Below are 24,607 nucleotides of genomic sequence, written 5' to 3' on the forward strand. Positions count from 1 at the left end.
CTGCATGCCCGGCACCAACCTGACCCGTGACGAGGCCGCCGCCCGCTCGGCGCTCATCCGGACCGAGTCCTACGACGTGGTCCTGGACCTCACCCGCGGGTCGGAGACCTTCTCGACGCGCAGCACGGTGCGGTTCACCTGCTCCCGGCCGGGGGAGTCCACCTGGATCGACTTCGTGGGTCCGTCCGTGGAGCGGGTCGTGCTCAACGGCACCGAGCTCGACCCCGCCGACGTCCTGACCGACTCCCGGATCGCGCTGCCGGACCTCACGGGGACCAACGAGCTGGTCGTCGAGGCGACCGGGGCCTACATGAACACCGGCGAGGGCCTGCACCGGTTCGTCGACCCGGCCGACGGCGAGGTCTACCTCTACACGCAGTTCGAGGTCCCGGACAGCCGGCGGATGTTCCCCGTCTTCGAGCAGCCCGACCTCAAGGCGACCTTCGCCTTCACCGTCACCGCGCCCGCGCACTGGCAGGTCATCTCCAACGAGCCGACCCCGGAGCCCACGCCCGCGGACCAGGGGCGCGACGCCGACGGCGGCGGCACGGCCACCTGGGCGTTCGCGCCGACCGCGCGCATCTCGTCCTACATCACGGCGCTGGTCGCCGGACCGTATGACGTCGTCCGCGACTCGGTGAGCACGCGTGCCGGTGAGGTGCCGCTCGCGGTCTACTGCCGCCGCAGCCTCACCCCCCACCTGGACGCCGACAACATCCTCGACGTGACGAAGAAGGGGTTCGCGTTCTTCGAGGAGGAGTTCGACTGCGCGTACCCGTTCACCAAGTACGACCAGATCTTCACGCCGGAGTACAACATGGGCGCGATGGAGAACGCCGGGTGCGTCACCATCGTGGAGAACTACGTCTTCCGGTCCAAGGTGACCGAGGCCATCGTCGAGCGGCGCGCGCTCACCATCCTGCACGAGCTGGCGCACATGTGGTTCGGCGACCTCGTGACGATGACGTGGTGGGACGACCTGTGGCTCAACGAGAGCTTCGCCGAGTGGGCCTCGACGACCGCCCAGGCCGAGGCCACCGGCTGGACCGACGCGTGGACCACCTTCGGCACCGCCGAGAAGGCCTGGGCCTACCGTCAGGACCAGCTCTCCTCCACCCACCCCGTCGCCGCCGACATGGTCGACCTCGCCGCGGTCGAGGTGAACTTCGACGGCATCACCTACGCCAAGGGCGCCTCGGTGCTCAAGCAGCTCGTCGCCTACGTGGGCCGGGAGCCCTTCCGCGACGGCCTGCGCGCCTACTTCGCCAAGCACGCCTGGGGCAACACCACCCTGCGCGACCTGCTCGTCGAGCTTGAGGCGACCAGCGGCCGCGACCTGGGCTCGTGGAGCGAGGTCTGGCTGGAGACCGCCGGGGTCAACACGCTGACGCCCGAGGTGGAGGTGGCGCAGGACGGCACCATCGCCGCGCTGGCCATCCGCCAGACCACGCCGCCGGAGCACCCCACCCAGCGCCCGCACCGGCTGGCCGTCGGGTGCTACGACCTCGTGGACGGTGCCCTGCGCCGCACCCACCGGGTCGAGCTCGACGTCGACGGGGAGCGCACGGAGGTGCCCGAGCTCGTCGGACGGCCGATGCCCGGCCTGCTCCTCGTCAACGACGACGACCTCGCCTACGCCAAGATCCGCCTCGATGAACGCTCGCTCGCGACGGCGCTGGAGCACCTGCGATCCTTCACCGAGTCGCTGCCGCGGGCCCTGGTGCTCGGCGCCGCGTGGGACATGACGCGGGACGGGGAGATGGCCGCGAGCGACTACGTGCGGCTGGTCCTCACCGCGCTCCCCGGCGAGACCGACTCCACCCTGCTCCGGGTACTCATCCAGCAGGTGAGCGCCGCCGCGCTGACCTACACCGCGCCGGAGCACCGCGCGGCCGTCGTCGCCGAGCTCACCGCCGGCCTGCGCGAGAGCACCCTGGCCGCCGAGGCCGGCAGCGACGCCCAGCTGCAGCTGGTGACGGCATGGGCCTCCTTCGCCCGGTCCGAGGACGACCTCGCCCTGGTGCGGGGGCTGCTGTCCGGGGACGAGAGGCTGGCCGGGCTGAGCGTCGACCAGGACATGCGCTGGACGCTGCTCACCGCCCTGGCGACGGCCGGCGCCGCCGGCGAGGAGGAGATCGCCGCCGAGCGGGAGCGCGACAACACCGCGACCGGCAACGAGAAGGCCGCGCGGGCGCGGGCCGCGGTGCCGACGGCGGAGGCGAAGGAGACCGCGTGGGTCGACGCCGTCGAGACGCCCGGCCTGTCGAACTCCGTGCTCGCGGCCATGGCGCTGGGCTTCGGCCGGGTGCACGACGAGGCGCTGCTGGCGCCTTACGTCGAGCGCTACCACGACGTGGTGTCCCGCGTCTGGGACGAGCGCACGCACCACATCGCCGAGTCGCTGGCGGTCGGGTTCTACCCGCTCGCCGTCGCCTCGCCCGAGCTGCTCGCGGCCAGCGAGACCTGGCTGGAGGCCCACCCCGACGCCTCCAACAGCCTGCGCCGGACCGTGGCCGAGAACCGCGACGCCGTCGCCCGCGCCCTGCGCGCGCAAGCCGCCGACGCCGACGCCGCCGCCCGGACCCAGGACTAGACGCAGACCTATCCCCCCGCCCCCGCACAGGACGCGCGCCCAGGCCGCACCAGACGCGTGGTCCGACGACTCGGGACTCGTGGTCCGACGACTCGGGACGCGTGGTCCGACGACTCCGGACGCTTGTTCGGCGTCCTCATGTGCGCTGATCCACACCCCGGTCTGCAGCCGGCCTTCATCCACAGGATGGTCCGGAGGCCTGGTCGTGTCTCTGGTCGAGACAGAGGCTGAGTGGCATGGACCTCGACTCCCTGCCCTCGGTCTTCAGTCGCCGGTTCGCGCTCGATGCCGGTATGTCGTCCCGCGAGCTCACCGAGCTGCTCCTGCTCGGCGAGATGGTGCGGGAGTCGAGGAGCTGGTTCCGGCGGCCCCGTGCCAGCCTCCAGCCCGATCAGGAGGAGTGGCAGCGGGTGCAGGGCGAGCACCTCGACCGACTGCGTCTTCAGCTGCAACGCTTCCCCGGGCACGTGGCCAGTCATACCAGCGCCGCCCTGCTGCACGGGCTCGCCGTCACCATCTCCCCCGATGCCCCGGTCGAGCTGACCGTCCTCGAGGGCGTGCAACGGTCCCGGACACTGCCTGGCGTGATCCTGCACCACTGCGACTCCGCGGGCACGGAGGTGGCCGTCGTGGACGGGCTGCGCACCACGAACCTGTTCAGGACGGTCGCCGACACCGCGCGCACCCGCCGGCTCCCGCACTCGACGGCACTGGTGGACGACGCCCTGCGGCGGGGCATGCTGACCACGTCCGATCTGCGCAAGCAGCTCGACCTGCAGAAGCGGTGGAGGGGACGCCCCAAGGCCGTCGCCGCGCTCGCGTTGTCCGATCCGCGGCGCGAGACCTGGCTGGAGTCGTTCTCCTTCGTCACGCTGCACGAGCGCGGGCTCCCGATCCCACTCGCCCAGGTCGACATCCTCGACGACGACGGCACGTTCCTCGCCAGGACGGACGGGCTGCAGCCGGAGTCCGCGTCGTTCTACGAGGCGGACGGGCGTGGCAAGTACTTCCTCGATCAGTCCGAGACCGTCTCACCCGAGCAGTCGGTCCGTGGCCGCATGGAGGCCGAGCAGCGCCGGCACGGTTCGCTCTGCGAGATCGGTCTGCGCGGGGTGCGCTGGACCAGCGACGAGATCCTCGGTGACCCGGAGTCGGTGGCGAGCCGCGCGAAGCAGGTGCTCGGACCCCCACCGGCACCCGTCCGTGGGTATGCCGTGTGGAACGGCGAGCGCCGTCGTCTGCCGTTCTCGGCGGAGCGTCCGGCGGTCGACCTGGAGCAGATCTACGTCACCCGCAGCATGCGTGAGCGGGCACGCCGTACCTTCTGACCAAGAGGCACCGCCACCCTGTGCCGACCGCGCGTCCGGTGCGGCCTGAGCGCGCGTCCGGTGCGGCCTGAGCGCGCGTCCGGTGCGGCCTGAGCGCGCGTCCGGTGCGGCCGGGGCGCGCGTCCGGTGCGGCCCTACCGCGCGTCCGGTGCGACGGCGCGCGCGATGCGGCGGGCGCTGCGCCAGGTGACGAGCTCGTCGAGCAGCACGGGCTGACCCTCTGGGCCGGCGAGCGGCACCCGCCAGTTGGGGTACTCCTCGTCGGTGCCGGGCTGGTTGATGACCCGCTTGTCGCCGGCGAGGTCGCTGACGCTCACTCCGAGCAGCTTGGCCGGGGTGCGGGCGAGGAAGGCGTGCAGCGCCTCCACCTGCTCGGACACCTCGGCACCCTCGCGCAGCAGACCCCGCCGGCGCAGGTCGGTGAGCACCTCGTCCCGCGAGCGCGCCTCCTCCTCCTGCTCGACCTCCAGCGGCCGGTCCAGCAGGCCGAGCCGCGAGCGCAGGTCGATGTGCACGCCCTCGAGGTAGCCGGCCGTCGGCGGCAGGTCGTGGGTGGTGACGGTCGCGAGGCACAGCTCGCGGTAGGCCTCCGGGTCCAGCAGGCTCCCGTCGCCGTCCCAGTCACGCTCGAACCACAAGATCGAGGTGCCCATGACGCCGCGGTCACGCAGGTAGTCCCGCACCCACGGCTCGACCGTCCCGAGGTCCTCACCCACGACGACGGCACCGGCGCGGTGCGCCTCGAGGAGCAAGATGCCGATCATCGCCTCGTGGTCGTAGCGCACGTAGGTGCCCTGGAACGGCTCGGCGTCCTGCGGGATCCACCAGAGCCGGAACAGCCCGATGACGTGGTCCACCCGCAGGCCACCGCTGTCGCGCAGCGCCGCCCGCACCATCTCGCGGTAGGGGGCGTAGCCGAGCTCGGCGAGCTTGTCCGGCCGCCACGGCGGCTGCGACCAGTCCTGCCCCAGCTGGTTGTACTGGTCGGCCGGCGCCCCCACCGTCACACCGCGGGCCAGGGCGTCACCCAGACCCCAGGCGTCGGCGCCGTCCGGGTGCACCCCGACGGCGAGGTCAGAGATGACGCCCAGCGACATCCCGGTGGCCAGCAGGTCGCGCTGCACCCGCGCCAGCTGCTCGTCGAGCACCCACTGCAGCCAGCAGTGGAACTCCACCTCGTCGGCGTGCTGCTGCCGGTATGCCTCGACCGCATCTCCCCGGGCGTCCTGGAGCTCGCTCGGCCACTGCCGCCAGAAGGTGCCGTGCTCCTGGCTCACGGCGCACCACGTGGCGAAGTCCACGAGCCCCTGACCCTCACGCTCGACGTAGGCCTCGAAGGCCCGGGAGCGGCGCAGCGAGCGCGGCTGCCGGAAGACGAGCCGCAGCGCCGCCTCCTTGGCCGCCCACACCGGGTCCCGCTCGATCACGTCGAGGGCGAGGTAGCGCTGGGCGTCGTCGGCGTGCCACTCGACGAGCTGGCGCTCCGCGGCGGACAGGTAGGCGACCTCCGGCACGTCCTCCACCCGGATGTAGAGGGGGTTGACGAAGCGCCGGCTGGTCGGGAGGTAGGGCGAGGGCTCCATCTCCCCGACCGGTTCCGCCGCGTGCAGCGGGTTGACCAGGACGAAGTCGGCGCCCAGCCCGGCGGCCCACGCCCCCGCGTCCCCGAGGTCGGCGAGGTCACCGATCCCCCACGAGCCGGCCGAGCGCATCGCGTAGAGCTGGGTCATCAGCCCCCAGGCGCGCGCGCCGTCCTCCCCCAGCCCGGCCGGCAGCCCGAGCGTGGGCGGCGTCACGACGAGGGGCATCCGTGTCTGCTCACCGCCGGCCGAGACGGCCACCTCGTGCCAGCCGAGCGGCAGGTCGGTGGGCACGTCGAGCAGCACCCGCCGCAGCCGACGACCGTCGACCTCGCGCTCCTGCTCCCCCGACTGCATACCCAGGGACCGCTCGTGGCCGTCCTCGGTCCGCAGCGTCGCCGCCGGCGTCGTCCCCGCCTCGTGGTGCACGGGGACGACCGGGCCGACCCCCTGGGCGACCACGACGACCGGGGGCAGCAGCCGGCGCCACTCCCGTTCCTGCACCCGGGACAGCTCGCGCTCGACGAAGTCGCCGTCGACGTCCACCCCCAGGGCCTGCAGCACCGCGACGACCGTCTCCTCCGGGACCTGGGCGTGGCGCCCCTGCCAGTCCCAGAACTCGGTCGCGATGCCGTAGGCGTCCGCCAGCTGGGCGAGGGCGGGGGTGCGCTGCGTCACGAGGGTGGAACCTTTCACCAGTGGGTGGTCACGCCCAGTCTCTCAGGAGAGGAGCCCCCTGCCCTAGTGCCGTGACGGGGCGTCGTGCAGGACGGGCGGGTTCACCGGTCACCCCGCGGGACCCCGACAATGGGAGGTATGCCGAATCTCGACGTGCCCTTCGACTCGTGGGGGTCGACCGTGGACTGGTTGCTCGGCGCACCGCTGCGGATCGTCCTCATCCTGCTCTTCGCCGTCATCGCCCGCTGGGCGGCGCACCGCGCCATCAAGGGGGTGGTCGAGCGGGCCGCGACCCGCGCCGACGACCACGAGCGCTCCTCGCTGGAGCGGGTCTTCGACTCGGCGGCCGGGGTCCGCCGGGAGCGTCGGCGGCAGCGCGCGCTGACCATGGGATCGCTGCTGCGCAGCATCGCGACCTTCGTCGTCGCCACGGTCGCGCTGCTGACGATCATGGCCGAGCTCGGTATGCCGCTCGCCCCCCTGCTGACCAGCGCCGGTATCGGCGGCGTCGCGCTCGGTTTCGGCGCCCAGTCGCTGGTCAAGGACTTCCTGTCCGGTGTCTTCATGATCATCGAGGACCAGTACGGAGTGGGGGACTTCATCGACACCGGCGAGGCGGTCGGCACCGTCGAGGAGGTCAGCCTGCGTGTCACCCGGCTGCGCGACGCGAGCGGCGTCGTCTGGTTCATCCGCAACGGCGAGATCATCCGCATCGGCAACAAGAGCCAGGGCTGGGCGATGGCGACGATCGACATCCCGGTCGCCTACGACGAGGACCCGGCGCAGGTCATCCCCATGCTCCGCGAGGTCGCGACCCAGGTGTATGCCGACCCCGAGTGGTCGACCAAGCTGCTCGAGGAGCCCACGGTGGCCGGTGTCGAGTCGGTCTCCGGCGGCACGATGACGCTGCGGATCTTCGCCAAGTGCCGGCCCGGCGAGCAGTGGGGCGTGCCCCGCGTCATCCGCGAGCGCGCCAAGGAGCGCTTCGACACCGAGGGCGTCCGCGGCCCGCGCATCACCCCCTTCGGGGACGCCCAGGCCTGAGACCGTGCGCGCCGGTGTCGGCCCAGCCACGCACGTGAACGCCTGAGCCGGTCCGGCCGGGCGTGTCGTCGGCCCAGCCACGCATGTGAACGCCTGAGCCGGTCCGGTCGGACGGCCGTGGGCAGGGAGGTGGCCCGGCGGTCCGCCGAGAGCTCGCGGTGCGGGTTTGGCACGATGGGTCGATGGCAGGGGCGCCGGAGGAACGCCACGACCAGGGTGACCTGGTCGCCGAGCACGGTGCCCGGCTGCACCACCTGGCCGCCGTGCTGACCGGGGCCACCGACGGCGCGACCCGGCTGACGGCGCAGACCCTGGCCACTGCCGACCCGGGTGCCGGATGGCGCGAGCTGCGAGCCGCGCTGGTCCGCGCCTACCTGGGCACCGCACCCCGACGACCCGAGCGCATGCTGCCGGGTGGGGTCCGGGACGCCGGCGACGTGCTGGAGCGGCTGCGTCCGCGCGAGCGGGCCGTCGCCTCGCTGCGTCTCGTCGAGGGGGCCAGCACGGCCGACGCGGCTGAGGCCCTGCGGCTGCCGGCGGACAAGGTCGCGCGTCTGCTGCCCACCACGCCGGGGCTGGCCACCGCGCTCCTGGCGGTCGGGGACCGCTACGCCCTCCACGGCTCCGACCTGGCCGCGGCTCTCGAGCCCGCCGTCGCGCAGGCGCCGTCGGAGCCGCCCGGCCGCGACCGTCGGCGGTGGTGGTGGGTGGCCGCCGCAGCCGTGCCGCTGGCCGTGCTGGTCGGCTACGCGCTCTCCCCCGACGGGGAGGAGCCTGATGGATCGGACGTAGCGGCACCGTCGGATCCCGGGGTCGTCCAGGCCGGTGCGGTGGACCTCTCCGAGGCGGGCTTCGAGCTGGACGAGGACGGCGAGCCGCCCCGCGGTGCAGCGGGGCTGACCCGGATGGAGACGCTGGAGCTGACCCCCGGACGGAGCACCGACCTCGCCCTCAACACCGTCGACGCACGCTTCGGCGGCCAGGTCGCCTCCTTCGCGGTGCTGTGGTGCGACATGCCACCCGCCGACGACCCCGCGCTGGACCGTCCGGTCGGCGAGATCACGGTGGAGGGGTCGACGCTCACCCTGCCCTGCGCCGGCACCGCGGGCGAGCCGGCCGTCGGTCTCGACCACCTGGTCGCCCTGCCGGCGAGCGGCGATGCCGAGGTGCGCGTCACCGGTGACCTGCCGCCGGACGGCGGTGCCGTCCTGGGGCTCTACGCGCAGACCGACGACATGGCGGTGGAGCCGCTGCCCGATGGTGACCTGACCGCGGGACCGCCCGTCCCCCAGGACGCCGTCGTCATCGAGGAGGCCGGGGCGGTCATGCCCTTCGACCCGGGCGAACGGCTCGTGCAGCCGGTCGAGCTCTCGCCCACCAGCACCATCCGGGTCTGGTCCGGCCGGACTGGCGCGGTCTCGGTGCTCGTCGACGGCATTCCGGTGACCGACGACGGCGACCTCGAGGCGTGGACCACCGGGCAGGCCGACTGGCGGGGCCAGCAGCCGGACATCCGGGAGGGCCGGTGGATGGTCTACGTCCCGGGGTCGATCCGGGAGTTCACCATCCCCGACGACGTGGTCCCGCCGAACGGCCGGCGGCCCGCCGTCGTCGAGGTCGTCACGAACAGCACCGAGCACGTCCAGGTCGTGGCGACCCAGGCCGCCCCGGGCGAGGCGGACCGCGAGCCGGTGCCGCAGGGGGACGGCGGCGAGGCACCCGGGCTGATCTCGGGTCACCGTCTGGTCGGCGCCTGGGAGCTGCCGATGGACGGGCTGGAACGCGAGCTGCTGAACCCTCCGGACGGCGCGGGTGTCGTCTGGGCGTTGCTCGGCGCCGGCCCGGGTGAGGGTCGAGGGCCGTTGGCCTACTTCGGTGGGGGCATCCTGCATGCGGGTCAGACGGTCATGCCCGTATGGCCGACACAGGACCCCTCCGAGGTCTCCTACACGTTCCAGGAGTCGTGGACAGGGTGGTTCGAGACATCGAACGATCGACTGACCGAAGCCGACCAGCCGCCTGCGGGGGTGCCTCTGCTGGCGAGCGCCCAGGCGTCCCCCGGGCACCCGTCGAGCTGGCTCCTGGCCTACGAGCCTGTTCCCTACGAGGAGTTCGACTTCGCGGCGGCGCAGGTCCCCGCGACCAGCTGGCCGGAGGGCGAGGAACCGGCGCAACGTCTCCTCGGCTCCACCTCCCCCATCGCCACGGTGACCGGCGACGACCTCGACGAGGAGGGGCAGACCACCGTCGAGGCCCCGACCGGCGTGCTCGGGGCCCGCATCACGACCGAGGGCCCAGGTCGCATCCGGTTCCAGGTCGACGGGGAGCCGGTGGAGCTGTGGGCAGCGACCGACGGCTGGTGGTCCAGCTGGACCGACCGGGACGTGGTGTCCGAGACCCAGCTGTCCCACGGGACCTACAGCACCACCGGTGACCTGGAGCTCACGATCACCGTCGAGGACTACGAGGACGTGCGGATCGAGCTGCTGCGCAACTGACCCTCCCTCAGCCGTCCTGCGACAGCACCAGGGCGGCGTAGGGACCCACGGTGACCAGGGCGCTGTCCGCCCGGTCGTCCCAGGGACGCGGCTCGGTGTCCGTGTCGTGGGCGTGCACCGCACCCAGCCCCGGCCCGAAACCTGGCGCGTCGGTGTTGCAGCGCACCCGCCAGCGGCCGGCGCGCGGCATACCGAGGCGCACGTCGTGCCGCGGGTGGGTGGTGAGGTTGACGACGACCACGACGTCGTCTCCGGGGCCGCCCCGGTCCCACCGGTGGTAGGCGAGGAGGCCGTCGTCGGCGCGCAGGATCGCGGTATGCCGTGCCTGGAGCCCCCGGGTCGTGCCGGAGGCGTTGCGGCGCAGCAGGACGAGCTGCCGGGCCAAGTGCAGGAAGCCGGCCCGGTGGTGGGCCTTGGACCAGTCGACCGGCCGGGTGTCGGTGAACCAGCCGTCCTCGAGCACGTCCTGGCCCTGGAAGAGCATGGGGATGCCGGGGGCGGTCAGCGTGAGCACCAGCCCGAGGGCGGAGCGGGTGCGGGCGTGCCAGGAGTCGGCGTGCCCGGGGGTGATCTGCTCCGGCACCCGGGCCCGGCCGTTGGCGACCTCGTCGTGGGACTCGGTGTAGACGACCCGCTCATGCACGGGGCCCCCTCCGCCGAGCACCGCGGCCGCCACCGCCCGCACGTCCCGGTGCGCGTCGTCAGGGGCCTCGAGCGCGGCCCGGACCGTGTGCACGAAGCCGGCGTCCCACTGGCTGTGGAAGCCCAGGCCACCCTCCTGCGGCGGCCGCGTCACCGCGGGGTCGCGCTGCATGTCCTCGGCGACCAGCAGCTTCCACGGCTGTCGCGAGCGCAGGTCGGTGGTGAGGGACGCGAGGTAGCGGTCGCCGGCCGAGATGTGGTGGGCGGGGTCGCGCACGTCGCCCCACCGCGAGCGCACGAAGTTGGTGCCGTCGACGCGCAGCCCGTCGACCCGGAAGTCCTCGAGCCACATGACCGCCGAGTCGCGCAGGAAGTTGCGGACCGCCTTGCGGTCGTAGTTCGGCCTCGTCGCCCCCCACGGGGTGAGCGCGCGGCGATCGTTGTAGAAGTAGGCCCCGCCGTAGCGACGCCGCCCGGCCGCCCCGTCGAAGCGCCACAGGTGCGGGCCGTCCGGTCCCAGGTGGTTGTGCACCACGTCGAGGATCACCGCGATGCCGCGGGCGTGCGCCTCCCCCACGAACCGCGCGAAGGCGTGCGGCCCGCCGTAGCTGGACTCGACGGCATACAGCTGGGAGGGGTTGTAGCCCCAGCTCGTCGCGGAGGCGAACTCGAAGGGCGGCATCACCTCGACGGCGCTCACCCCGAGCCACGCCAGGTGGTCGAGGCGCCCCACGGCGGTGTCGAAGGTGCCCGGCCCCTCCCCCGTGGCGGCGAAGGTCGGCACGTGCATCTCGTAGACGACGAGGTCGTCCCACCCCGGGGCCCGGAAGTGCTCGTCGCCCCAGTCGAGGTGACGCGGGTCGAAGACGACGGAGGCGCCACGTGCCCCGGTCACCTGCCTCGCGCACGGGTCCTGGCGCGAGAGGTAGGGCCCGCCGCGGCGCACCAGGAAGCGGTAGTGCGTGCCGGGCCCGGCGCCCGGCACGAAGACCGACCAGGTGCCGGAGCGGTGGTGGTCCTTCGCCAGGACGGTGCGGCGTCGCGCGTCCCAGCCGCAGAAGTCGCCCACCACCGCGACCTGTCGGGCCTGCGGCGCCCAGACGCGGAAGGTGACGCCGTCGTCGTGGGGCACTGCACCCATGCCCGGGTGGGAGGACGATCTGGGTGGCACGGCCCCGAGCGTAGGGGTCACGACCGACAGTGCCCCAATCGTCGAGGTGGGGCGGCACGTCCCGGGCCACCGTGCGCGTTTGGCACCATGGAGAGGTGACCCAGCCCTCCCCCGACACCCCCACCACCGTCTACGAGCGCGTCGGCGGGCACCAGACCTTCGTCGACCTCGTGCACGCCTTCTACCAGGGCGTGCGGCAGGACCCGCCGCTGCGCGACCTCTACCCCGAGGAGGACCTCGGACCGGCCGAGGTGCGGCTGCGGATGTTCCTCGAGCAGTACTGGGGCGGCCCCACGACCTACTCCGACCAGCGCGGCCACCCCCGGCTGCGGATGCGCCACCACCCGTTCCGGGTCACCCCGGCCCAGCGGGACCGCTGGCTGCACCACATGAACGCCGCCCTGGACACCGTGGCCGACCGGATGGACACGCTGGACGAGCAGCAGATGCGGGCCTACATGGCGCACGCGGCGCAGGCCATGGTCAACACCCTCGAGGAGGACTGACCAGCGCGATTTGCGCGCACCAGGGAGTCGCGACATACCGTTGCCCCTCGTGACTCACCCCCCTCCGCGCACGACGCGCCCTGGTGGCGCCACGCCGTCATCTACCAGGTCTACCCCCGCAGCTTCGCCGACGCGACCGGCGACGGGGTGGGCGACCTCCCCGGCATCACCTCCCGGCTGCCCTACCTCGCCGGGCTGGGGGTGGACGCGGTCTGGATCAGCCCGTTCTACCGCTCCCCCATGGCCGACGCGGGGTACGACGTGGCGGACTACCGCGACGTCGACCCGGTCTTCGGCACCCTCGACGACGCCGACGCGCTCCTGCAGCGCGCCCACGAGCTCGGCATCCGGGTCATCGTCGACCTCGTGCCCAACCACACCAGCGACGAGCACGCGTGGTTCGAGCAGGCGCTCGCCGCCGCCCCCGGCAGCGCCGAGCGCGAGCGCTACGTCTTCCGCGACGGCCGCGGCGACGGCAGCGAGCCGCCGAACAACTGGAAGAGCATCTTCGGCGGCATCGCCTGGACCCGGGTGACCGAGCCCGACGGGACCCCGGGCCAGTGGTACCTCCACCTCTTCGACACCAAGCAGCCCGACCTCAACTGGCGCAACCCCGAGGTCGTCGAGGAGTTCCACGACATCCTGCGCTTCTGGCTGGACCGCGGCGTCGACGGCTTCCGGGTCGACGTCGCGCACTCGCTGGTCAAGGACGCCGCGCTGCCCGACTGGGAGGCGCGGGCGGTCATGGCCGGCGCCGACGACGAGCCGGTCGTGCACGGCGACCTCGGCCCGATGTGGGACCAGGCGGAGGTGCACGAGATCTACCGGGGCTGGCGGCAGGTGCTCGACTCCTACAACCCCGAGAGCGACCCGCAACGCGACCGCATCCTGTGCGCCGAGGCGTGGCTGCCGACGCAGGAGCGGACCATGGCCTACGTCCGCCCGGACGAGATGCACCAGGCGTTCAACTTCCACTACCTGCAGGCCCCGTGGCGCGCCGCGGACCAGCAGCGCATCGTCGAGACCTCGCTCGAGGCGGCCGAGGCGGTGGGCGCGCCCACGACGTGGGTCCTGTCCAACCACGACGTCGTCCGCCACGCCTCACGGCTCGGGCTGCCGGTGGGGCAGCCGCGGCCCAACGGCATCGCGGCCGGCGACCCGCAGCCCAACGCCGTCCTGGGGCTGCGGCGCGCGCGGGCGGCGACCGCGATGATGCTGGCGCTGCCCGGCTCCGCCTACCTCTACAACGGCGAGGAGCTGGGGCTGCCCGACCACACGGCCCTGCCCGACCACGTCCGTGCCGACCCGGCCTTCCACCGCACGCAGGGCGAGGAGACCGGGCGCGACGGCTGCCGGGTCCCGCTGCCGTGGGTCGCCGGGGAGCCGTCCTTCGGCTTCGGTGCGCCGGACGACGTCGACACGTGGCTGCCGCAGCCGCTGCTCTACGGCTCCCTGTCGGCGGACCGCCAGGAGGGCGTGGCCGGGTCGACGCTGGAGCTCTACCGCCGGCTCCTGCAGGTGCGCCGCGAGCACGACCTCGGCGTCGGCGGCCTGGAGTGGGTCACCGCCCTGGAGGGTATGCCGCTGCCCGAGGGCGTCGTCGCGTTCACCAACGCCCGCGAGGACGGGCCGGTGGTCACGGTGCTGACGAACTTCGGCGAGGAGCCGGTGGCGCTGCCCGAGGGGCGGGAGGTGCTCGTGACGAGCGGTCGCCTGCACCGCGACGCCGACGGGCGACGCACGCTGCACCAGGACTGCACGGTCTGGCTGGGCTGACCCGCGGCTAGGGTCGGGCCATGCGCACCATCGGCCTGCTCGGCGGGATGAGCTGGGAGTCCAGCGCGGAGTACTACCGCCTCCTCAACGAGGGGGTCCGCGAGCGGCTCGGCGGCCTGCACTCCGCGCGCGTCGTCCTCGCCTCCCTGGACTTCGCCGAGGTGGAGGCCCTGCAGGTCGCCGGCGACTGGGAGGCCGCCGGGCGGCTGCTCGCCCGGCACGCGAGCGGGCTGGAAGCCGCCGGCGCCGACCTCGTGCTCCTCTGCACCAACACGATGCACAAGGTGGCGGACGAGGTCGAGGCGGCGCTCGGCATACCGCTGCTGCACCTGGCCGACGCCACCGCGGCGGCGGTCCGGGCAGCGGGGCTGGGCCGGGTCGGGCTGCTCGGCACGGCCTTCACCATGGAGCAGTCCTTCTACACCGGCCGGCTCGCCGACCACGGCCTCGAGGTCCTGGTCCCCGGCGCTGCCGACCGCGAGCTGGTGCACCGGGTCATCTACGACGAGCTGTGCCGAGGCGTGGTGCGCGAGGAGTCGCGGGAGGCATACCGGCGGGTCGTCGACGACCTGGTGCAGCGGGGCGCGCAGGGCGTCGTCCTCGGCTGCACCGAGATCGAGCTGCTCCTGCGGCCGGAGGACGTCGACGTCCCGACCTTCCCGACCACGCGGCTGCACGTCGAGGCCGCCCTGGAGGCGGCGCTGTAGGTACCCCTGGTGTCTGCGCCGAGGCAACCGATCCGCAGGCCCAAGCGGTTCACCCTCCACAGCACCCGAGCGGAGGGAAAGACCATGGCGCGAGAACCGGAGGGGTTCCGGGCGTTCGTGACCGAGCGCTCGCCGGCCCTGCTGCGCACGGCCTGGATGCTGACCGGGGACCCGCACACGGCCGAGGACCTGCTGCAGACCGCGCTGGCGCGGACCTGGCCGCACTGGTCCAGGATCCGCGACCAGCACCCCGAGGCCTACGTCCGGAAGGTCATGGTCCGGACCAACGCGAGCTGGTGGTCCCGCCGCTGGCGCGGCGAGCGGCCGACCGAGGACCTGACCGCAGCCGCCGCTCGCTCGGGCGACCCCGGTCAGGCTGTCGCGCGTGCCGCCGACCCGCAGCACGCGGTACCGGAGCAGCTCGACCTGGCCAGCGCCCTGCGGACGCTGCCGCTGCGTCAGCGGCAGTGCGTCGTGCTGCGGCACTTCGACGACCTCTCGGTCGCCGAGACCGCCCGCCTGATGGGGTGCTCGGACGGCACCGTCAAGAGTCAGACGGCCAAGGGCCTGGCAAGCCTGCGGGCTGTCGTCGAGCAGGAGGAGCAGGTGTCATGACGACCGACCAGATCCGCGACCAGCTGCAGGCGTTGCCGCCCGACCTCCCCGACGCACCGGACCGGTTCGATGCTGTCCAGGGCCGGGTCGTCCGTCGCCGACGCAGGTTGGCCGCCGTCACCGCAGGTGCTGCACTGGCCCTCGTCCTGGCCGGGTGGGGAGCCGCCGAGCTGCTCCCCCTGGACACGGGCGGCACGACGGCCCCAGCGGGCCCCGACCAGCACCAGGGCCCCGGAACCGAGTTCAGCAACCGTTCGCCGGGGACCATCCTCGGCTCCGAGGCGACCGGGGAGTCGACGGTCCGCCGGGGCACCGGTGTCCAGCAGGTCGACCTGCCCGCGCCACCCCTGCCTGCCGGGACAGACGCACTGCGGCTCAGGGTGACCTGCCAGGAGGAGGCGACGCTCATGTGGCCGTTCAACGGCACCACCACGGGGTGTCCCCAGGCCGAGGCCGAGGTGGGCGCCACCGACCTCGACTCCTTCCCGTTCACGTTCCTGGTGCCGCTGACCGACGCCGGGCAGCCGTTCGAGGTCCAGGTCTCGGGCGCCACGCCCTGGGAGCTCTCGGTCACGCCGGTGAGCGTCGACCAGATCCCCTACGGCGTCAATGCCCGGGGGCAGACCTACGGCGTCGCCACCCCGCTGGTCCGACCGGACCTCGTGGAGGTGCGGGGGGAGGACCTGACGGCCGGCTACCTGGACGCGCGGAGCACCGAGGAGCTCGTCGGGCTGCCGCCGGAGACCCTCGCGGAGCTCGAGGCCTACCGGCAGGTCGAGCGCGAGACGCTCCGGGTGCCGCTGTACGCCTCGGACGGGCTGACGTTGCGAGGCACCTACGAGATCCAGGCCCCGGTCGACGGCGGCCCGTGAGCGCACCACCCGCGCCGTCGCCGAGGGCGCGCCTCGTGTCGGTCGACGGTCCCCTCAGCCCGCCGGCTCGGTGCCCGGCTCCCGGGCCACCTCGACCTCGGTGATCCGCAGCCCCTCCAGGGCGAGCACCGTGAGCCGGACGTCCTCGACCTCGACGGTGTCGCCCTCCTCGGCGACCCGGCCGAGGCGGTCCAGCACCAGGCCGGCGACCGTCTCGTAGGACCCGTGCGGCAGGGTCGTGCCCAGGACGTCCTCGAGCTCCTCGACGATGAGGCTGCCGGAGACGACGGTGCGGCCACCCGCCACGACCAGCGAGTCCTCGGGGTCCCGCTCGGTGTCGTACTCGTCGTAGATCTCCCCCACCACCTCCTCGACGAGGTCCTCGATGGTGACGATCCCCTCGGTGCCGCCATGCTCGTCCACCACGAGGGCGAGGTGCTGCTGCTCGGCGCGCAGCAGGGCCAGCGTCGCGAGCACCGGCTTGGTCACCGGCAGCGCGACGACCTCGCGGGTCAGGTCGCCGACCCTCCGCTGCCCGCGCTCGGCGTCCGGCAGGGTGAGGAGGTCGCGGATGTGCACGAAGCCGAGGACGTCGTCCACCCCGCGGCCGGTCACCGGGTAGCGGCTGTGGCTGCTGGTGCGGACCTCCTCGAGGACGTCCCCGACGCGGGCGTCGGCGGCGAGGAACTCCACGTCCGGCCGGGGCCGCAGCACGTCACCCAGGGTCCGCTCGCTGGCCCGGAAGACGTCGGAGAGGATCTCGCGGCTGTAGGGCCGCAGGTCGCGGTTGTCCTCGACGGTGCGCCGCAGCTCCTCGATCGTCATCTCCTCCTTGGTCGCGCCCGGGTCGCCGCCGAGGAGCCGGACCATGAGGTTGGTGGAGGCGGAGAGGAAGAAGATGACCGGCCGCAGCAGGGTCGCGAAGATGCCCAGCGGGGGCGCCAGCGCCCGGGTGAAGCCGGCCGAGCGCTGCATCGCCAGGCGCTTGGGGGTGAGCTCGCCCAGCACGAGGGACAGGTAGGCGATGACCAGCGTCATGGCGACCAGCGCCACCGGGTCGGCGACGGAGGGCGGCATACCGAGGCCCTGCAGCCAGCCCGACACCGAGGGCGCGATGGTCGCGCCGCCGAACGCGGAGGAGAAGAAGCCGGCCACGGTGACGCCGACCTGCACCGCGGAGAGGAAGGTGTTGGGGTCGCGGACGAGCGCGGCGATGCGCCTGCCCCGGGGCCCGGAGCGCTCGATCTCGTCGACCTGGGAGGGCCGCAGCGACACGATGGCCATCTCGGTGGCGGCGAAGACGCCGCCGACGAGGACGAAGAGCAGGACCAGCGCGATGTTGGTCAGGAGGGCGGCGTCCATGCGGTCAGGGTATGCCGGTCCTCCCCCGCGGCGGCGTCGTCACCGCCACGCCGTCGTCACCGCGACGCCGTCGTCAGTCCGCCGCGGGAGCCCGGTCAGCGCCGTCGGCCAGCGCGTCGAGCTCGCGGGGCAGCTCGCGCATGCGGACGAGCGGGGAGAGCAGGACCGGCAGCGCCGCGAGGACGGACAGCGTGGCCAGGCCCCAGAGGGTCGGCACCAGGCCGAGCTGCTGGCCGGCCACGCCACCGAGGAAGGCCCCGATGGGCATGGGCCCCCAGACGAGGAAGCGGATCGAGGCGTTCATCCGGCCCAGCAGCGGCTTGGGGCACAGCCGCTGGCGGAAGCTGACCTGAGCGATGTTGTAGACCACGACGCCCCAGGAGATGAGCAGGTTGCCGACCAGCAGCGTGGGCACCGCCGGCAGGACCGAGGCCAGCGGCACGGTGAGCATCGCCAGGCCGGAGAGCACGGCGGCGATGGGGATGGCGCGGCCCTCGCCCACCCACCGGCCGAACCATCCGGAGGTGACCGCACCGAGCAGCCCGCCGACCGCCCCGAGGGACAGGACCAGGCCCAGCGTGGTCTCGGCGAGGTCGAGGGTGGTGAGGGCATACAGCACGAAGAGGGCGAAGACCCCCGAGGAGGCGAGGTTGCTCAGGCCGGTGCACGCCACGATGCGCCGCAGGAGCGGGTGACCGAGCACGAAGGACAGCCCTTCGCGGATCTCGGTGACCAGCGGACGGCGGGCCGCCGGGTCGGGCGCCTGCTCCTGGTGCCGGATGCGGCTGACGAAGAGCGAGGACAGCCCCATGCACAGGCTGGTGACCGCGATGGTCAGCGGGGATCCGAGCAGCCGCACCATGGCGGCGGCCGCCGCGGGACCGACCACCATGGCGGTCTGCTGGCTGGCCTGCAGCTTGCCGTTGCCGTCGGAGATCTGCTCGCCCTCGACGAGCTCGGGCAGGTAGGACTGGTTGGCCACGTCGAAGAAGACCGTGATGACCCCGACCCCCACGGCGACGACGTAGAGCTGGCCCATCGTCAGGACGTCGAGCAGCCAGGCGGCCGGCAGGGTGAGCAGCAGCAGCGCGCGCCCGACGTCGCCGAGGACGAGCACGGTCTTCTTGCGCCAGCGGTCCACCCAGGCCCCTGCCGGGAGCCCGATGAGGAGGAAGGCCAGCGACTCCAGCGTCGCGAGCAACCCCATCTGGAAGGCGTCGGCCCCCAGCAGCTGCACGGCCATGAGCGGCATCGCGAACCCGACGAACTGCGCGCCGAAGACCGACACCGTGTCGCCCATCCAGAGCTGACGGAAGTCGTGGTGGCGCCAGAGGCTGGCGGGTCGTGGGGTGGTCACGGGAACGATCCTGCGACAAGTGATTGAGTTCTGTCAATCACTTTGCCAGACTGGAGGGTATGCAGCCCGACCCGTCCCCCACGGCGTTCCGTCCCGACGTGGGCGCCACCCCCGGTGGCCCCGCACCGAGCCACCAGCCCCTGGCGCCTCGGGGGCCCGTCGCTGCGCCCGACCCGCACGACGGCGGGTTCGAGGCCAGCGACGCCGAGGCGAGGGCGCTGGCCTCGGGGGTGCGGCTGCGCATCCTGCGCCTGGCCCTCGACGAGCCGATGACCAACCGCGAGCTCGCCGCTGCCCTGGACCTCAACCCGGCGACGGTCCTGCACCACGTGCGCACACTCGTCGACACCGGTTTCCTCGAGGCGCTGGAGCCCCGCCGCGGCCGCCGCGGTGCCCGCGAGATCCCCTACCGCGCCACCGGCCGCTCGTGGTGCGCCCGCACCCCCGTCACGTCCAGGGGCATGCTCGAGGCTTTCGTCGCCGAGATGGCCCAGGTGCCCGCGGACCGCGCCGACGTCACCATGACCCGGCTCGGGCTGCGGCTGCCGCCGGAGGAGCTGGAGGAGTTCCGGACCCGGCTCGGCGAGCTGGTCGAGGAGTTCCACGGCCGAGGACGCGACCCCTCCGCCGAGCCGTGGTCGCTCTTCCTCGCCCTGCACCCGGACACGAGCGCCCGGCCCGGGTCGGCGCCCGGGGACCGGGACGATCCGGAGGGCGCCGGCGCCCAGGGCTGGTGACGCGACCTCACCACCGCGCGACGCCGCGGACGACGTCCGCGCCGCCCGGACGGTCCCTCAGACGCGCAGCACCACGTGCCCGACGGCGGTGGAGACCCGCAGCCACGAACCGTTGCGGTGGACGGCCACCTGCTTCTCCCCCGGCCGCAGGAAGCCGAGGGCGTGGACGGCGAGGCCCGCCGCGGCCGGCACCTCGGTGCCCTCGACAGGCCGCTCCCAGACCCGCGCCCGCAGCGCCTCGACCGCCGCGGCGCCGGACCCCTCCGGGGCGCCGGTGGCCACCTCGGCGATCCCCGCACGCGCGGCCGCGACCAGCTGCTCGGACGGTATGCCGCCGCGCGGCTCCCAGCCCCCGCGCGGCGGGGACTGAGCGGCCCACGGCGGGGCGAGGGTGGTCGGGGGGACGGGCAGCGTCGTCGAGCTGTCGCCGGTGGCGGCCCGCCGCGCGAAGCGGTCGGTCAGCCCGGCCAGCGGCACGGTGACGTCCAGCGGCTCGCCACCCGGCGCCAGCGCCATGGTCCGCAGCCCCAGGGTCAGCCCGCTGCGCAGGAGCCCGGCACCGGGCAGGACGCAGACCCACGCCGCGAGGACGCCGCCGGCCGCCTGCAGCCGGATCGCCCCGTCCTCGTCGAGCCGTGCCGCCCGGCGCACCAGGGTGGCCAGGTCCGCGACCGACTCGCCGTCCGCCAGCGACAGGCTCCGCGGCCCGGTCACCGGGCCACCCGGCCCCGCCCGGCGTCCCCGCGCAGCACGGGCGCCGGCCCGGTGACCGCGGCGAGCGCCTCGCGCTCCTCGGCCCCCAGACGCCGCGGCCGCTGCTCGCGCAGGTCGTAGGCGACGAGGCTGACCCGACCACGGGCATACACGGTGTCGTCGCCGACCGGGCCGGCGACGGCATACCCCAGCTCGAAGGAGGCGCCGCCGACGCCGCCGCACCACACCGCCACGCGCGCCGGTGCATACGCGAAGGACATGGGCAGCAGGTAGTCGATGGCCTGCGACACCACGAGCATGCCCTCGTCGATGAGGTCGCGGCCCTGCCCGAACCACGCCTTGAAGGCGTAGACGCGCGCCTCCTCGAAGAGCCGGAGGTACTGGACGTTGTTGACGTGCGCGTAGGCGTCGAGGTCGGACCAGCGCACGGTGATGTCGAAGGTCGAGGCGACCTCGGGGACGTCGGGCAGGGAGGTGCTCATGGCGCCATTGTGTCTGCCGTCGCGTCACCGACGCGACGGGCGGCCGCAACGATAGGTTGGGAGCAGCACCAGCACCGCAGAGCGGAGGAGGCACCGTGACCGGGTCGGCCGAGCCGTGGGTGGCGCGCCCGACGGTGGCGCTCTTCGCGACCTGCTTCAACGACACGATGTGGCCGCAGGCGCCGAGGGCGGTCGTCACCCTGCTGGAGCGGCTGGGCTGCCGGGTCGTCTTCCCGCGGGAGCAGACGTGCTGCGGGCAGATGTTCACCAACACCGGGTACGCCGACGAGGCCACCCCCCTGGTGCGCCGCTTCGTCGACGTCTTCGCCGGCGCGGACCACGTGGTCTCACCGAGCGGCTCGTGCGTCGGGTCGGTCCGCGAGCAGCACGCCGTGCTGGCCCGCCGGGCCGGGGACGCCGGGCTGGAGCGCGAGGTGCGCTCGCTCGCGCCGCGGGTGCTGGAGCTCTCGGAGCTGCTCGTGGACGTCCTCGGCGTCACCGACGTCGGCGCCTACTACCCCCACCGGGTGACCTACCACCCGACCTGCCACAGCCTGCGGATGCTCGGGGTCGGCGACAAGCCGCTGCGGCTGCTGCGCGCGGTCCGCGGCATCGACCTCGTGGACCTGCCCTCCGCGCAGGAGTGCTGCGGCTTCGGGGGCACCTTCGCCATGAAGAACGCCGACACCTCGATCGCCATGGGCGCGGACAAGGCGCGGCACGTGCGGGAGACCGGGGCGGAGGTCGTGGTGGCCGGCGACAACTCCTGCCTCGCGCACATCGGCGGGGTGCTGGACCGGCAGCGCTCCGGGGTCCGCACGGTGCACCTGGCGCAGGTGCTCGCCTCGACGCAGGAGGTGCCGTCATGACCGACCTCCCGGTGCAGGACACCTCTCCCACCTTCCTCGGTATGCCGTCGTTCCAGCGCTCGGCGAAGGTCGCCCTCGCCGACACCCAGCAGCGGCGCAACCTGGCCCACGCGACGGCGACGATCCGGGCCAAGCGGGCGGCCGCCGTCGGGGAGGTCGAGGGGTGGGAGGATCTGCGGCTGGCCGGGGCCGCGGCCAAGGACGAGGCCCTGCACCACCTGCCCGACTACCTCGAGCAGCTGGAGGCCGCGCTCACCGCCCGCGGCGCGACCGTGCACTGGGCCCGGGACGCCGCCGAGGCCAACCGGGTCGTCGTCGACCTGGCCCGGGCGAAGGGGGCCGACGAGGTGGTCAAGGTCAAGTCCATGGCCACCCAGGAGATCGAGCTCAACGAGACGCTCGAGGCGGCCGGCATCGCGGCCTGGGAGACCGACCTCGCCGAGCTCATCGTGCAGCTGGGCGAGGACCGCCCGAGCCACATCCTCGTGCCGGCCATCCACCGCAACCGGGCCGAGATCCGGGAGATCTTCGCGCGTCGCATGGGCACGGTGGGGCGGGCCGCACCGGCCGACCTCACCGACGAGCCGGAGCGGCTGGCGGAGGCGGCACGGCTGCACCTGCGGGAGAAGTTCCTGCGCGCCCGGGTCGCGGTCACCGGGGCCAACTTCGCCGTCGCCGACACCGGGACGCTGGTGGTCGTGGAGTCCGAGGGCAACGGGCGCATGTGCCTCACCCTCCCCGAGACGCTCATCACCGTGGTCGGGATCGAGAAGGTGCTGCCGACCTTCGCCGACCTGGCCACCATGCTGCAGCTCCTGCCGCGATCCAGCACCGGCGAGCGGATGAACCCCTACACCTCGATGTGGACCGGCGTGACCCCCGGTGACGGGCCCCAGGAGGTCCACGTCGTGCTGCTCGACAGCGGCCGCAGCCGGGTGCTGGCCGACGAGGCCGGGCGGGAGGCGCTGCGGTGCATCCGCTGCTCGGCCTGCCTCAACGTGTGCCCGGTCTACGAGCGGACGGGCGGGCACGCCTACGGCTCGGTCTACCCCGGCCCGATCGGTGCCGTGCTCAACCCGCTGCTGCGCGGCACCTCCTCGGAGGTCGACCGGAGCCTGCCCTACGCCAGCAGCCTGTGCGGGGCCTGCTTCGAGGCCTGCCCGGTGCGCATCGACATCCCCTCGCTCCTCGTGCGGCTGCGCACCCAGGTCGTCGACGAGGCCTCCGGGCGGTCGGCCGAGGCGGCGTCGATGAAGGCCGCCGCCTGGATGTTCGGCGACCACCGGCGGCTGGAGGCGGCCCAACGGGCCGTGACCCTGGGGGGCCGGCTGCTCGGTGGCCGGACCATCCGCTCGCTGCCGGGCCTCGGTGCCTGGACCCAGGCCCGCGACGTCCCCAGCCCGCCCACCGAGACCTTCCGGCAGTGGTGGGCGCGTACGCACGGTGACGACGCACCGCACACCTCCGAGGAGACGCCGTGAGCAGCCGCGAGGAGATCCTGGGGCGCCTGCGCGCCGCGACCGGTGACGTCACGTCGCGGCCCGGGGACCGCGGACCCGTCCCGGTCATCGCCGCGACGGGCGAGTCCGCGCAGGCCACGCTGGACCTGTTCGTCGCGACCGTGGCCGACTACCGCGCCAGCGTCGTGCGGTGCACGCCGGAGCAGGTCGGGGCCGAGGTGGCGGCAGCGCTGGTGCGGGCGCGGGCGCATACCGTCCTCGTCCCGCCCGGCCTCGACACCTCCTGGGTGGCGCGGGCGCGGGACGCCGGTCTCCGGCTGCGGACCGACGAGGGCGAGGACGGCGGCCCGCTCACCGCGCAGGAGCTGGACGGGATCGACGCCGTGGTCACCGCGGCCCGCGTGGCCGTCGCCACGACCGGCACCATCGTCCTGGACCACGCTCCCGACCAGGGCCGGCGCGCCCTCACCCTCGTGCCCGACCAGCACGTCTGCGTCGTCCGCGCCGACCAGGTCGTGCACGACGTGCCCGACGCGGTGGCGCTGCTCGACCCCGCGCGCCCGCTGACCTGGGTCAGTGGTCCGAGCGCCACCAGCGACATCGAGCTGGACCGCGTGGAGGGCGTGCACGGCCCGCGCACCCTCGACGTCATCGTCGTCGGCTGAGCCACCGCACGCCCCACGCGCCCCGTGTGACAGAACCTGAGCAGAGAAGAGCTCCTCAGGCAGGGGTACAGGGCCTGCTTCGGGCGTCTTTCTCTGCTCAGGTCGCGGGACCACCGGGTATGCCTGCCCCGCCCGGTCACTCCCCGCGCAGCACGTCGACGTGGACGTGGTCGCGGTGGCGCAGGACCGGGTCGTCCGAGCCGCCCGGCGCCCGGTAGTCCTGCCAGCCCCGCGCGGACCCGCGCACGCCCCAGTAGTGGTCGTCGAAGATGACGTACTGCACCGTCAGCTCGTCGGCGTGGGCCACCAGCCACTGGCTCAGCACCCACCCGTCGTCGAGGTGGTCCTCGGTCACCGGCCGGAAGAAGTAGTCCACCGCCCGGCCCTCGTAGTGCGTGGACTCCTCGCCGTGCCCGGAGTCCACACCGCCCGGGGCGAACCCCCCGACGGGCAGGTCACCCACCTCGGTGCGCACCGCGTCGAGCACCGCCTGCGCCCTCGGGGTGAGGCCGGACCCCGTCTCCGCCTCGACGGCCGGCTCGGCCACCGGCACCCGGCAGGTCAGCGCCGTGTCGGCGCGCGCAGCGAGCACGGCCTGGACGACCCCCTCGGGCAGCTCCGACACCGCGGCCCGGTCGCCCGCACCCGGCCCACCCAGCGAGCGGGCCGCCTCCGCGGTGGCCGCCCGCGCCTGGTCCCGGTCCAGCGGCACCCGCTGCCCGTCGACCACGACCCCGCACGGTGCCGCCACCTCGCCCACCCAGTCACCGACCGACCGCATGAACGGCCGCGCCAGCACCGCGCCCACCAGGGCGGCGAGGAGGACGAGCACGACGACGACCCCACGTCGCGACCCGCCGCGAGCGGACGCGGGGGTCGGGCGCTGCGGCATACCTCATGGTCCCAAGCGCGGCTGACCCGGACCTGGGTGCGGGCCGCGGCGACCGGCCG

The 24,607-nt window shown here is 73.8% G+C and carries 20 protein-coding genes; 13 read left to right on the plus strand and 7 right to left on the minus strand.

Annotation, left to right across the window (positions count from 1 at the left end; genetic code table 11):
• Nucleotides 1-4: 4 nt before the first annotated feature.
• Together pepN and Q0967_RS01255 are read left to right on the plus strand one after the other, a co-directional pair.
• Nucleotides 5-2,593 carry an aminopeptidase N gene (gene pepN / locus Q0967_RS01250; protein ID WP_298747376.1) on the plus strand — a complete coding sequence of 863 codons (2,589 nt, stop codon included), beginning with the start codon at nucleotides 5-7 and terminating at the stop codon, nucleotides 2,591-2,593.
• Nucleotides 2,594-2,829: 236 nt separating this feature from the next.
• A complete protein-coding gene (locus Q0967_RS01255) occupies nucleotides 2,830-3,921 on the plus strand; it encodes a hypothetical protein (protein ID WP_298747373.1) in 1,092 nt (363 codons plus the stop codon).
• A 134-nt stretch (nucleotides 3,922-4,055) separates the two neighbouring features.
• Here Q0967_RS01255 and malQ read toward each other — a convergent pair whose 3' ends face one another.
• Nucleotides 4,056-6,179 carry a 4-alpha-glucanotransferase gene (gene malQ, locus Q0967_RS01260; protein ID WP_298747370.1) on the minus strand — a complete coding sequence of 708 codons (2,124 nt, stop codon included), beginning with the start codon at nucleotides 6,177-6,179 and terminating at the stop codon, nucleotides 4,056-4,058.
• Between the two features lie 138 nt (nucleotides 6,180-6,317).
• On the opposite strand from malQ, the gene Q0967_RS01265 reads away from it, so the two are divergent.
• Entirely contained in the window at nucleotides 6,318-7,223 is a 906-nt protein-coding gene (locus Q0967_RS01265) for a mechanosensitive ion channel family protein (RefSeq protein WP_298747368.1), read from the plus strand.
• Between the two features lie 182 nt (nucleotides 7,224-7,405).
• Complete coding sequence (locus tag Q0967_RS01270; protein ID WP_298747365.1) at nucleotides 7,406-9,721, plus strand: hypothetical protein; 2,316 nt, start codon at nucleotides 7,406-7,408, stop codon at nucleotides 9,719-9,721.
• A 7-nt stretch (nucleotides 9,722-9,728) separates the two neighbouring features.
• Here the strand turns inward: Q0967_RS01270 and Q0967_RS01275 are convergent, their stop codons facing one another.
• On the minus strand, nucleotides 9,729-11,534 hold the full coding sequence (locus tag Q0967_RS01275; RefSeq protein WP_299448860.1) for an alpha-amylase family glycosyl hydrolase: 1,806 nt from the start codon (nucleotides 11,532-11,534) through the stop codon (nucleotides 9,729-9,731).
• A 95-nt stretch (nucleotides 11,535-11,629) separates the two neighbouring features.
• Between Q0967_RS01275 and Q0967_RS01280 the strand changes: the two genes are divergently transcribed.
• The 5 genes from Q0967_RS01280 to Q0967_RS01300 all read left to right on the plus strand — a co-directional run bounded on the left by Q0967_RS01280 (nucleotide 11,630) and on the right by Q0967_RS01300 (nucleotide 16,010).
• Nucleotides 11,630-12,040, plus strand: coding sequence for a globin (locus Q0967_RS01280; RefSeq protein WP_298747359.1), 411 nt, complete (start codon nucleotides 11,630-11,632; stop codon nucleotides 12,038-12,040).
• A 99-nt stretch (nucleotides 12,041-12,139) separates the two neighbouring features.
• The gene (locus Q0967_RS01285) at nucleotides 12,140-13,816 is read left to right on the plus strand and encodes an alpha-amylase family glycosyl hydrolase (RefSeq protein WP_298748184.1); all 1,677 of its coding nucleotides are present in this window, start codon (nucleotides 12,140-12,142) and stop codon (nucleotides 13,814-13,816) included.
• Between the two features lie 20 nt (nucleotides 13,817-13,836).
• Nucleotides 13,837-14,523: an aspartate/glutamate racemase family protein gene (locus Q0967_RS01290; RefSeq protein WP_298747357.1), complete on the plus strand. Its 687-nt coding sequence runs from the start codon at nucleotides 13,837-13,839 to the stop codon at nucleotides 14,521-14,523.
• 84 nt (nucleotides 14,524-14,607) lie between these two features.
• Nucleotides 14,608-15,138: a SigE family RNA polymerase sigma factor gene (locus Q0967_RS01295; RefSeq protein WP_298747355.1), complete on the plus strand. Its 531-nt coding sequence runs from the start codon at nucleotides 14,608-14,610 to the stop codon at nucleotides 15,136-15,138.
• Nucleotides 15,135-16,010: a hypothetical protein gene (locus Q0967_RS01300; RefSeq protein WP_298747352.1), complete on the plus strand. Its 876-nt coding sequence runs from the start codon at nucleotides 15,135-15,137 to the stop codon at nucleotides 16,008-16,010. Before Q0967_RS01295 ends, Q0967_RS01300 begins: the two co-directional genes overlap by 4 nt.
• 54 nt (nucleotides 16,011-16,064) lie before the next feature.
• Here Q0967_RS01300 and Q0967_RS01305 read toward each other — a convergent pair whose 3' ends face one another.
• Nucleotides 16,065-17,372 (minus strand): hemolysin family protein, encoded by a 1,308-nt coding sequence (locus tag Q0967_RS01305; RefSeq protein WP_298747348.1) that lies wholly within the window; start codon nucleotides 17,370-17,372, stop codon nucleotides 16,065-16,067.
• A gap of 73 nt (nucleotides 17,373-17,445) precedes the next feature.
• Nucleotides 17,446-18,729 carry an MFS transporter gene (locus tag Q0967_RS01310; RefSeq protein ID WP_298747345.1) on the minus strand — a complete coding sequence of 428 codons (1,284 nt, stop codon included), beginning with the start codon at nucleotides 18,727-18,729 and terminating at the stop codon, nucleotides 17,446-17,448.
• A 59-nt stretch (nucleotides 18,730-18,788) separates the two neighbouring features.
• On the opposite strand from Q0967_RS01310, the gene Q0967_RS01315 reads away from it, so the two are divergent.
• Nucleotides 18,789-19,466, plus strand: coding sequence for a winged helix-turn-helix domain-containing protein (locus Q0967_RS01315; RefSeq protein WP_363321975.1), 678 nt, complete (start codon nucleotides 18,789-18,791; stop codon nucleotides 19,464-19,466).
• Nucleotides 19,467-19,523: 57 nt separating this feature from the next.
• Here Q0967_RS01315 and Q0967_RS01320 read toward each other — a convergent pair whose 3' ends face one another.
• The gene (locus tag Q0967_RS01320; RefSeq protein WP_298747342.1) at nucleotides 19,524-20,180 is read right to left on the minus strand and encodes a hypothetical protein; all 657 of its coding nucleotides are present in this window, start codon (nucleotides 20,178-20,180) and stop codon (nucleotides 19,524-19,526) included.
• A complete protein-coding gene (locus Q0967_RS01325) occupies nucleotides 20,177-20,662 on the minus strand; it encodes a thioesterase family protein (RefSeq protein WP_298747340.1) in 486 nt (161 codons plus the stop codon). The genes Q0967_RS01320 and Q0967_RS01325 overlap by 4 nt, the downstream gene beginning before the upstream one ends.
• 95 nt (nucleotides 20,663-20,757) lie before the next feature.
• Between Q0967_RS01325 and Q0967_RS01330 the strand changes: the two genes are divergently transcribed.
• The 3 genes from Q0967_RS01330 to Q0967_RS01340 are packed head-to-tail and all read left to right on the plus strand — an operon-like array spanning nucleotide 20,758 to nucleotide 23,656.
• Nucleotides 20,758-21,531: a (Fe-S)-binding protein gene (locus tag Q0967_RS01330; RefSeq protein WP_298747337.1), complete on the plus strand. Its 774-nt coding sequence runs from the start codon at nucleotides 20,758-20,760 to the stop codon at nucleotides 21,529-21,531.
• Nucleotides 21,528-23,012, plus strand: coding sequence for a LutB/LldF family L-lactate oxidation iron-sulfur protein (locus tag Q0967_RS01335; RefSeq protein WP_298747334.1), 1,485 nt, complete (start codon nucleotides 21,528-21,530; stop codon nucleotides 23,010-23,012). The genes Q0967_RS01330 and Q0967_RS01335 overlap by 4 nt, the downstream gene beginning before the upstream one ends.
• Entirely contained in the window at nucleotides 23,009-23,656 is a 648-nt protein-coding gene (locus Q0967_RS01340; RefSeq protein WP_298747331.1) for an LUD domain-containing protein, read from the plus strand. The genes Q0967_RS01335 and Q0967_RS01340 overlap by 4 nt, the downstream gene beginning before the upstream one ends.
• Nucleotides 23,657-23,792: 136 nt before the next feature.
• Here the strand turns inward: Q0967_RS01340 and Q0967_RS01345 are convergent, their stop codons facing one another.
• Nucleotides 23,793-24,548, minus strand: coding sequence for a hypothetical protein (locus Q0967_RS01345; protein WP_298747329.1), 756 nt, complete (start codon nucleotides 24,546-24,548; stop codon nucleotides 23,793-23,795).
• Between the last annotated feature and the right edge of the window lie 59 nt (nucleotides 24,549-24,607).

The organism is uncultured Serinicoccus sp. (genome assembly GCF_947500995.1).
In the GTDB taxonomy this organism is placed as follows: domain Bacteria; phylum Actinomycetota; class Actinomycetes; order Actinomycetales; family Dermatophilaceae; genus Ornithinicoccus.